General features: G+C 41.5%; 6 protein-coding genes and 2 pseudogenes. 6 read left to right on the top strand and 2 right to left on the bottom strand.

Annotation, left to right across the window (positions count from 1 at the left end):
* Positions 1-121: 121 nt before the first annotated feature.
* Together H6G74_RS30610 and H6G74_RS30605 are read left to right on the top strand one after the other, a co-directional pair.
* Positions 122-616, top strand: a pseudogene (locus H6G74_RS30610) (DUF928 domain-containing protein); the annotation flags it as partial.
* A 128-nt stretch (positions 617-744) separates the two neighbouring features.
* Positions 745-1,092: a DUF760 domain-containing protein gene (locus H6G74_RS30605; RefSeq protein ID WP_062287000.1), complete on the top strand. Its 348-nt coding sequence runs from the start codon at positions 745-747 to the stop codon at positions 1,090-1,092.
* Between the two features lie 58 nt (positions 1,093-1,150).
* Here the strand turns inward: H6G74_RS30605 and H6G74_RS30600 are convergent, their stop codons facing one another.
* A complete protein-coding gene (locus tag H6G74_RS30600) occupies positions 1,151-2,356 on the bottom strand; it encodes an HhoA/HhoB/HtrA family serine endopeptidase (RefSeq protein WP_190971265.1) in 1,206 nt (401 codons plus the stop codon).
* Between the two features lie 580 nt (positions 2,357-2,936).
* On the opposite strand from H6G74_RS30600, the gene H6G74_RS30595 reads away from it, so the two are divergent.
* The 4 genes from H6G74_RS30595 (at position 2,937) to H6G74_RS30580 (ending at position 9,130) form a co-directional block, all read left to right on the top strand.
* Entirely contained in the window at positions 2,937-3,149 is a 213-nt protein-coding gene (locus H6G74_RS30595; protein WP_190971264.1) for a hypothetical protein, read from the top strand.
* Positions 3,136-5,106, top strand: coding sequence for a sensor histidine kinase (locus H6G74_RS30590; protein ID WP_190971263.1), 1,971 nt, complete (start codon positions 3,136-3,138; stop codon positions 5,104-5,106). The genes H6G74_RS30595 and H6G74_RS30590 overlap by 14 nt, the downstream gene beginning before the upstream one ends.
* 124 nt (positions 5,107-5,230) lie before the next feature.
* Complete coding sequence (locus tag H6G74_RS30585) at positions 5,231-8,602, top strand: PAS domain S-box protein (protein ID WP_190971262.1); 3,372 nt, start codon at positions 5,231-5,233, stop codon at positions 8,600-8,602.
* A 150-nt stretch (positions 8,603-8,752) separates the two neighbouring features.
* Complete coding sequence (locus tag H6G74_RS30580; protein ID WP_190971261.1) at positions 8,753-9,130, top strand: response regulator transcription factor; 378 nt, start codon at positions 8,753-8,755, stop codon at positions 9,128-9,130.
* Positions 9,131-9,179: 49 nt separating this feature from the next.
* Here the strand turns inward: H6G74_RS30580 and H6G74_RS31990 are convergent.
* Positions 9,180-9,287, bottom strand: a pseudogene (locus H6G74_RS31990) (IS982 family transposase); the annotation flags it as partial.

The raw sequence follows: 9,287 nt of genomic DNA, 5'->3' as shown, positions 1-9,287 counted from the left end.
TTAAAACTGTTGTAATACTTACACAGTCTATGTTTTCAGCCTGAGCATCATTAAAATATAGTTACTAAAATTTACTAAACTTTATTACTCACCATAAAAATACCGGAAGAACCAATTATTTTTCTATCTTCCCAAAACTGCGAAAACTTTTATACAAGGATTTGAATTGATTGTACAAGATGCTGATAAAAAAGTAATTTATCAACAAAAATACAAAGTTAATCAAAAATCTGGAATTTTTAGCCTTGATTTACCTGCTGATAAAAATCAACCATTACTTGAAGTTGGCCAGGAATATGATTGGATATTCTTAGTAATTTGCAATAACTCAGACCGCAGCTTAGATCAAGCTGTGGCTGGAACTGTCAAACAAATCGTTCCTGACAAAGATTTGACTAGTAAGTTAAAAAAAGCTTCGCCAAGAGAACGTGCGGCTTTATATGCAGCCAATGGCATTTGGTACGATAGTTTGGCTATCCTCGCGCAGTTACGTCGTCAGCGTCCAAGTGATGCTGCTTTGCAAAGAGATTGGCAAAGTCTTTTAGAGTCAGTCAAGTTAGCAAATATCGTCCCAGAAACTTTATTGGGTGAATTAGAAGTAGATACAACAATCTAGTACCGCGTAGCGATACTAGCCCCTAAGCCTTCTTTCAGGTAGATATAAAACCCATACCTGTGGAAAAGACGCTACCCTTGTACTATGGTTTAGAGTAGAATTAGCAACTAAGCTAAAAAAGACTGCCAATGGTGTTTGACCCTGACTTTTTGAATGACAACTCCGAGGAACACCCGAATCAACTTCTAGGCGAGAACTTTGAGGAAAATCCCAATCAGTTACTCCAGTATTTGCAACATCAGTCGCCTGATGTGTTAGCGCGTGTCGCCCAGTCTGTCAGCCCTGAAATTAAGCAAATAATTTCCCAAAACGTCCAAGGGCTAGTGGGAATGCTACCCGCAGAAAACTTCAATGTGCAAATTACTACAGACAGAGAAAATCTGGCTGGGCTATTAGCATCAGCAATGATGACGGGGTATTTCTTACGGCAGATGGAACAAAGAATGCAGTTAGATTACTTGTCTGAGGGGCAATAGTCAATTTTAGATTTTAGATTGGTTAAATATCCAAAATCTAAAATTGTTGGACGATTGACTATTTTTTCGGATAGACACCTGACTGCACTTTTAAAGTCTGTATTTTGCCACTGCGGTTGATTTCAAGTACGAGGATATCGCCGACTGTGCTGGATTCGACTAGCTTCTGCACTTGGGCGGCTGTTTTAACTGGTTTTGCATTCACTTTTTGAATTATGTCGCCAGGAAGCAGTCCAGCCCGTTTTGCTGGCGAGTTATCTAATACGCCCTTAATCACCACACCAGAATCTTGCTTGATGTTGAGTTTGTGTTCGAGATTAATTTGCTGTTTTTTGGTGGGGTTTAAGTCTGCCATTTCAATTCCCAAGAAAGGATGATCTACCCGCCCTTTAGTAAATAATTCTTTAGCCACACGGGCGGCGGTTTCGATTGGAATGGCAAAACCTAATCCTTGGGCATCAGCGCGAATGGCGGTATTTACGCCGATAACTTCGCCTTGGGCGTTTAACAATGGCCCGCCAGAATTACCAGGGTTAATAGCTGCATCAGTTTGGATGAAACTTACACGTTTATCCGGTACACCAACTTGGGCGCTGGTGCGGTCAGTGGCGCTGATAATGCCGATGGTAACAGTGTTATCTAAACCCAGAGGATTGCCAATAGCGATCGCCCATTGTCCAGGAATCAAATTTTGCGAATTGCCCAGCTTCACCGTCGGCAATTTATCACCAGGAATTTTGACAACCGCTACATCTGTAATCGTATCAATACCTATGACCTTGCCCTCAAAAGTCCGACCATCCTTGAGGGTGACTTGGACTGTATCTGTATCAGCAACTACATGGGCATTTGTCAGCAATTCACCATTTTGACTCAAAATAAATCCTGAACCTGTACCGCGTTCAATCCGTTCCTGGGGAATGGCTTGTTCCTCGTCACCAAAAAAGCGGCGCAAGAGGGGGTTTTTTAAAGCATCCGAGATGGGATTTGCGACTTTCCGAGTTGCATTAATTCGGACTACAGCCGGGCCGACTTTCTGCACTGCTGTAGCAATAAAATTCACGTTATCCCCGCCAGTCGCTCCTAAACTACCACTGGGCGCATAAGGGGTGACAGATTCTGGAGGTAAAGCTGCTGTCACATTTCTTAACTCTCGAAACGAGCGATTTTGTGTCAGGAGATAGCGACTACCAAACAGACCTGCACCACCACCAACCAATAGTAAAGATAAGTAAATAGCCAGTTGCTTCAAAGATAAATTCATAATAATTACGCTTAAGGACAGCAATGCAGTTGCTAATTTCTAAGTGTAGTCAAGCAATTCGTAAGTGGACAGATAAATTTAACATACAGTTGCTTAATAAATATTTAAATTGAGAAATTGGTGATTAACAAAGAGCTTGACTGTTGGAAAAATCACCAATCTTCACCTAATAGTTATACAGCTAAAATTTCTGGGAAGACTAGTCTTAATTGAGCAAGATGAGATCCCTAGACTGTGATGACAATTCCTAAGTATATAAATGGTTATGCTGATGCAACTGTGCAGATTCCTAGTTTGAAAGTGTTGAGTCACCGAAGTTTACAAGGGTGGGGGAAACTTCCGAACTTTGCTCAACGCGGGTTTCCCACGTACGCAAGTTCTCTTTGCAGGCAACTTTCTTGCTGAGTGCTGAGTAAAAATCATAGTACCTAGTCAAGAGTTCCTCTTTCATGTTTGGTTACGAGATGTTCTCATGAGTAGCTGACTAGATCATGGCTTGGAAGATTGATGCTGGGGGTCGTACTTTAGTTTATCGGGTATTCGCTGTGCTGACCAATTCCCCATTGTTTTCCAACATTTTATGGAAGTATTTACACGCGATCGCCTGAAAATCCTCAAGAACTTGTACATTCAAGGCTTGATTTTCCCAAAAAATGTACACCTTGAACGAAATACTCAACTGCTACAAAGCAAAAACTTAGCAGCAAGATTCCCAAAAATTCCTCACTTGCTTGGTTGGCTCACAGGTAAATATCCAAGTTCTTTAGAGGAGGTGAGATATGTCTATCATTAGCTTAAGAAAAATTCTGAACAAAAAAGAATTATTATCCCTGCTTCAGAACTTAGCCAACCAAATCAACAGTGCTATTCATATTGAACTGTTAGACGGTACACCACTGTTCAGTATTGGTACGCAAACTACAAACAACCGATATCCAATTGAGGTTGGACAAGAAAACATCGGTTGGGTAGTTGGACAAGAACAAATACAGACAGTTGCAAGTTTGCTATCGCTGTTAGCCAAACAAGAAGCCGAAAAAAAAGAACTAGCCAAGGAATTACTAGAGCGATATCAGGAAATTGATTTATTTCAGGATATCTCGACGCAACTGACAACGAGTTTAGATACCAAACAAATTGCTCAACTCGTGCTTCAGGAAATGAGTCAATTAATTGACTCATCGGCGGGGACGATTTTACTACTGAATGAAGATGCAGCAACTTTGGAAGTGATTTCCGAATTTGGCAATATGTTTGAGCAGAGCCAAATTCCCTCCACCAAAGGCATTATTGGTCACATTATCCAATCTGGGCGTGCAGAACTGATTAATGATGTGCAAGCTGATCCAAGATTGGGAGATGAAAAAAACATTCACGGGCTGATTTGCGTTCCCTTGCGTGCCAAAGAACGGATACTAGGTGCGATCGCCCTTGGTACAAATAAAATCGACGCATATAAAGCCGAGCATCTCAAACTGGTAAGTATTTTTGCTTCCCAAACCGCAGTCGCCATTGAAAAAGCTGTGCTGTATGAACAAAGCATCCAAGCAACCGCCCAAGCCAAAGCCCAGACTGAAAAACTCCAGCAAGCCTTACAAGATTTGCAACTAGCGCAAACTCAGTTAATTCAAAGTGAGAAAATGTCCAGCTTGGGACAACTCATAGCCGGCGTTGCCCATGAAATCAACAATCCGGTTAACTTTATTTGCGGCAACTTGCGCTGTGTTTCTGAATATGCTGAAGACTTGTTGCACTTATTACAAGAGTATCAGAAGAATTTTCCTGTAGTGCCGGCTGAGTTGGCATCAAAAATCGAAAATATCGATGTGGAGTTTATCAGTGAGGATTTACCCAAACTACTAGATTCTATGAAACTAGGGAGCGATCGCATCGTAGAAATTGTTAAATCCCTGAAAAACTTCTCCCGCCACGACGAAGCCCAAATCAAAACCGTCAACATCCACGACGGTATTGACGGGACACTGATGATCCTCCGCCATCGCCTCAAAGCAACTTCTCATCACCCCGAAATTCAAGTGATCAAAAACTATGCCCAACTTCCCCCTACTGAGTGCTATCCCGGACAGTTAAATCAAGTGTTTATGAACATCTTGGCAAATGCCATTGATGCTTTAGAAGAATCAATTGTCCAAAGTCAATTAACTAAACCTCAAATCACCATTCGCACCCAAAACCTAGACAATCAGTGGATTGTGATTTGTATTGCTGACAATGGCCCAGGGATGAAAGAAGAAATCATCCAACGGATTTATGATCCCTTCTTCACCACCAAAGAAATTGGGAAAGGTACTGGCTTAGGTATGGCCATCAGCTATCAAGTGATTGTCGAGAGACACCAAGGAATTCTCAAGTGTCTTTCTCAACCAGGCCAAGGCACAGAATTCTGGATTCAAATTCCAATTAATTCTCCAGCAGTAGCCAACGTTGAGAAGCATCAAGATAAGACAAATTTTGCCGCTAACAGTGTTTTAGCGCCACCCACCAAAGAAACCAAAACATCCCCAACAGATGGTTTCATTTCATCTACAAACCCTATGCTCAAATCCCATGAAATGCTGATTCGCCACAGTCAACTGATCCGGCGACTTTCACAGCAGAGTCCAGATGTCAGCACAACTTCCGCCAGTGAAATTTATCAAATGTTTCAACGTCATCCAATTGCCTTAAAGCTCTACTCCACCTTGTTATCCTGGTTTGCTTGTCCCACCCCTACTCAAATTCCTTATTAAGTAAATCCAAACTATGTGGAAAAAACTAAATAAGGCTCAAATTCTTTCTCCCCTGCCTTATTCCAACAACAATTATTTACGCCGACCTACTTAATCTCCCATAGATATTAGGAAACTCTAAATTATGTCTAACCAACTTGACGAATTTAACCGTTATCTCTTGGAAAAATGTCCCGTTGGTCTGTTACTCTACCGCACAGATGGGACTTTAATTCATACCAACTCCGCCTACGCTGAGATTTTGGGGCGTACTGTTCCAGAAACTCTTAACCTCAACAATTGGCAGATTACTCCTGAGCATTATGTTGCCACTGAGCAAGCCATCATAGAAAACTTAGAAAAAACTGGTCGCTACGAACCTTATGAGAAAGAGTACATCCACAAAGATGGACATTTAGTGTCGGTAAGAATTTCTGCGGCCATGATTGAGCGAGATGGAGAGAAGTTGATTTGGTCGAGTGTCGAAGATATTACTGACCTCAGACAAACTCAAAAAACAGATCAGGAATCCGAAAAAATCTTAAAACAGAGTGAAGCGCGATACCGTTCTTTGATTAAAGCTAACACGCAAATTGTCTGGGTGAGTTCACCAGAGGGAATTTGCTTTGAACTTACCGACTGGATAGCTTACACCGGGCAAAGTTTAGCAGAAGCAGAAAACGGCGGTTGGATTGATGCTGTTCATCCCGACGATCGCGGCTACACTGGAGAAGCTTGGGGTATTGCCGTAGCCAACCGCAGCCAATATCAAATTGAATACCGCATTCGTGGTCAAGATGGCAACTATCGCTACTTTTGGGTCTGGGGTGCGCCTGTGATTGAAGATGATGGTAGCGTCAAAGAGTGGATTGGCACTTGCACAGATATTCACGATCGCAAACTCGCAGAAGCAGAAAATCAAAGATTAAAAGAAAAATATCGCTCTTTAGTCGCCGCTACTTCTCAAATTGTTTGGGGCGCAACAGCCGAAGGTTTAGGGATTAGCAGTGAAATGATCACTTGGATTGCTTATACAGGGCAAACTGAAGAAGAAGTTGCAGGTTGGGGTTGGATTGATCCGATTCATCCTGACGACCGTAGTCAATCCCAAGCCGCCTGGAAGACAGCCGTAGCGAACCGCAGTATCTACCAAACTGAATATCGCCTGCGGGGCAAAGACGGGATTTACCGCTATTTCTCCGTTTGTGGCGCTCCTGTTTTCGCCGCAGATGGTAGCATTCAGGAATGGATTGGCACTTGCACAGATATTCACGCCCGTAAACTGGCAGAAGCAGAAAATCAACGTTTATTAGATATGCTAAATCACTCCAGTGACGCGATTATTGTCCGCGATATGAGTGATAAAGTTGCCTACTGGAATCAAGGTGCAGAAAGGCTTTACCATTGGACGCGAGAAGAAGTCAAAGACCAATATATTTACACATTTCTCAAAAAAATCTTTCCCAAACCCAAAGCAGAAATCACAGCCGAGTTATTACAGCAAGGCAATTGGGAAGGAGAAGTCCAACATATTACCCATGATGACAAAATTATTACTGTCCAGAGTCGATGGACTTTGCAACGAGATGCTGCTGGTGAACCTTGTGCAGTGTTAGAAATTAATACTGATATTACCCCCCGCAAACAAGCTGAAATTGCCCTCCGCCAACTCAATCAAGAACTAGAAACAAGAGTTGCTGAACGCACAGCCGCTTTGCAAGATACCCTAGCCGAAGCTCAAGGGTTAAATGCCATTTTGGATAACTTAGCGGATGGTTTGTTAGTGGTAGATATGTCAGGGCAAATTACCCATTTCAATCCTGCCTTTTTAACCATGCAAGGATTGACAGCCAACGCTGTCAAGGGCAACTATCAAGAACTACCGATCGCAGGTTTAGCACATCTGATTCAACAAACTCAATCTCATCCCCAAGAAGTATTTGCGGCGGAAATTGAATTAGCCAAAGAACGCATTGGTCAAGCCGTCGCCACCGCCATCTTTAAACAAACTATAGCTAACGAACCTGCAACCTGTTTTGGTTCTGCACTGCTAATTCGGGATATCACAGCCGAAAAAGAAGTGGACAAAATGAAGACCGATTTTATTTCCACAGTGTCCCACGAACTGCGGACACCTTTAACTTCGGTGTTGGGTTTTGCCTCTATTATCAAAGAAAAACTCGAAACCGATGTCTTTCCTATGCTGACTACCGAAGACCGTAAACTGCAAAAAACCGTTAAGCGGGTAGGTGACAACCTCAACATTATTGTATCGGAAGCAGAACGACTCACATCCTTGATTAACGATGTTTTAGACATTGCCAAAATGGAAGCTGGGAAGGTGGAATGGCACATGCAGCCGCTTGATCCTGGTGAGTTATTAGATTGGGCGACTACAGCCACCGCCGCCTTGTTTGAAACCAATGGCTTGCAACTGGTGAGCGAGATTGATTCTGGTTTACCGCAAATAGTGGGCGATCGCAACCGTTTATTGCAAGTCCTGATTAACTTAATTTCCAATGCAGTAAAATTTACTCAAGCTGGTACTGTTACCTGTCGCGTCCAAAAACAGCACGAAGGTGTTTGCATCAGCGTCATTGATACAGGTATTGGTATTACCCCAGAAGACCAACCAAAAGTCTTTGAGAAATTCCGCCAAGTTGGTGATACCCTCACCGACAAACCCAAAGGTACAGGATTAGGATTACCCATTTGCAAACAAATTGTTGAACATCATAGCGGCAGAATTTGGGTAGAAAGTGAACCAGGAAAAGGCAGCACTTTCTCGTTTTTGATTCCGATTTATGCCAAAGATGACCAAGCCAATGGACAAATTAATTTAGAGGCATTGGTCAAACAACTCAAAGAACATGTCATTACTAGTAATGCCGTACTCTACGAAAACCGCAAAACCATTTTAGTAGTAGATGATGATACCAATATTCGAGAATTACTCCGACAGCAATTAGAAAATGAAGGCTACAAAGTGCGAGAAGCAAAAGACGGTATGGATGCAATTCATCAAATCAAAATTGCCCGTCCCGATTTAATTCTTTTGGATGTGATGATGCCACAAATTAACGGCTTTGATGTAGCAGCCGTCCTAAAAAATGATCCCCAAACGGCAGATATTCCCATCATCATTTTGTCAATTATTGAAAATAAAGAGCGTGGCTACCATATTGGTATTGATCGCTATCTCACCAAACCCATCAACTCAGAACAACTTTTGAGTGAAATTGGTTTACTACTTTCTCAAGGCACTTCCAGTAAAAAGGTATTAGTTGTTGATAAAAATTCTTCCACACTCAAAATATTATCCGATGTTCTGCAAACTCAGGGATACAGCGTAATTGAAGCCTCAGATCCCCAAGAATGTCTGCACAAAGCGCGAGCCGTTAAACCTGACATGATTATCATTGATTCCATCTTTTCTGCGGAAACCGACTTAGTGAAAACCCTACGGTTTGAAAAAGATTTAGAAAATGTGTTTTTTATCATGTTGGCTGATCACTGAATTAAGAGAGGCTAGGGTCTGGGGACTAGGATTTTTACACTCAAAAACTTGCTTTTATAATTCCTAACCTCTAACTCCTAGTATCTAATCACAAATCTCTTATTTCCCTACCTATAAAAATAATTTTTAGAAGTTAAATTGGATTTATATATGTCGCAAAAAATTCTGATTGTTGATGATGAACCTAACATCGTAATTTTGATGGAACAAGCTCTAGAAACATTAGAAGATGAAGGTGTAGAACTCTTAACAGCGAGAAATGGTGAAGACGCACTGGAAACTATTAAAACAGAAAAACCAAATCTCGTTTTTCTTGATGTTATGATGCCAAAAATGAGTGGTTTAGAAGTTTGCCAGATAGTTAAGCATGACTTAAAAATGGATGATGTTTACATTATCATGTTGACTGCTAAAGGACAAGAATTTGATAAACAAAAAGGTATAAATGTTGGCGCTGATTTATATTTAACTAAACCATTTCGTCCGAAGGAAGTGCTTGAAAAATCAATGCAGGTATTAGGATTTTAGATACAAAAATTCCAAACCGTCGTTGTCATTTTAATTATACTTATACGCCTTATGTGAATGAAGCCAGAGGATGCTGTTCAAAAGTAAGCACATCAATACCAAAACGCTGACGCAGAAAAAGGCGTAGAGTATGACTGGTGATTTTAGCGGCAACATG

Source organism: Nostoc spongiaeforme FACHB-130 (assembly GCF_014698475.1).
Lineage (GTDB): Bacteria > Cyanobacteriota > Cyanobacteriia > Cyanobacteriales > Nostocaceae > Nostoc_B > Nostoc_B spongiaeforme.
This window is presented reverse-complemented; position numbering and strand designations above follow the sequence as displayed.